The sequence below is a fragment of the Glycomyces buryatensis genome (assembly GCF_004912275.1).
Taxonomy (GTDB): Bacteria; Actinomycetota; Actinomycetes; order Mycobacteriales; family Micromonosporaceae; genus Glycomyces; species Glycomyces buryatensis.
Genome location: NZ_STGY01000075.1, coordinates 1 through 1,218, shown reverse-complemented (window position 1 = coordinate 1,218; position 1,218 = coordinate 1). Strand labels below are relative to the sequence as shown.

Below are 1,218 nucleotides of genomic sequence, written 5' to 3'. Positions count from 1 at the left end.
CCCCCCTTCGCTTCCGTGCGCTTCGCACCACGAACAGGGGCCCTCCTTCTCCCGAAGTTACGGAGGCAATTTGCCGAGTTCCTTAACCACACATCACTCGAACGCCTCAGTATACTCTACCTGACCACCAGTGTCGGTTTAGGGTACTGGCCGAATACCACTCGCTAGAGGCTTTTCTCGACAGCACGGGATCACCGAATTCACCCTCAAGGGCTATGCTTCAGCGCTCACCCTGCAACTCTCGCTGCTGTTCTCCCGGATTTGCCTGGGAAAACGGGCTACCACCTTACCCCGCCTGATCCACCAGACGGTACGACTACCCCACTGCGTCACCCCATCACTACGCTACACACGGCAGGGACCCCAACCAGTCACCCACACCAAGCATCCCGAAGGACACCCGACGCACGCTTCCAGCCGGTTAGCACAACCGCTATCACTCATACGCGATACTCGGGTACCGGAATATCAACCGGTTATCCATCGACTACGCCTCTCGGCCTCGCCTTAGGCCCAGACTAACCCAGAGCGGAACAACCGTCCTCTGGAACCCTTAGTCAATCGGCGCACCTGATTCTCACAGGTGTTTCGCTACTCATGCCTGCATTCTCACTCGCACACACTCCACCAGCACACCCTTAAGGGCTAGCTCACGCTCTGGCTTCACCGCGTGCACGACGCTCCCCTACCCAACCCCAGCTCCCAAAGGAACCAGGCATTGCTACGGCTTCGGCGGTGTACTTCAGCCCCGCTACATTATCGGCGCGGAACCACTCGACCAGTGAGCTATTACGCACTCTTTCAAGGATGGCTGCTTCTAAGCCAACCTCCTGGCTGTCAACGCGATCCCACATCCTTTTCCACTCAGTACACCCTTAGGGGCCTTAGCCGGTAATCTGGGCTGTTTCCCTCTCGACGACGGATCTTCTCACCCGCCGACTCACTGCCACACTCAACACAGACGCATTCGAAGTTTAACTGAGCTCAGTAACCGACACGGCCCATCACCCAATCAGCGCCCTACCACGCCCGTGCAACATGTAACGCTGCACCTAAATGCATTTCGGGGAGAACCAGCTATCACGGAGTTTGATTGGCCTTTCACCCCTACCCACACCTCATCCCCCCAGTTTGCAACCTAGGTGGGTTCGGGCCTCCACGACCTCTTACAGCCGCTTCACCCTGGACATGGGTAGATCACCCCGCTTCGGGTCTACA

The 1,218-nt window shown here is 57.6% G+C and carries 1 rRNA gene; it reads right to left on the bottom strand.

From position 1 onward, the window contains the following. Positions 1–1,218, bottom strand: a 23S ribosomal RNA gene (locus FAB82_RS23295); the annotation flags it as partial.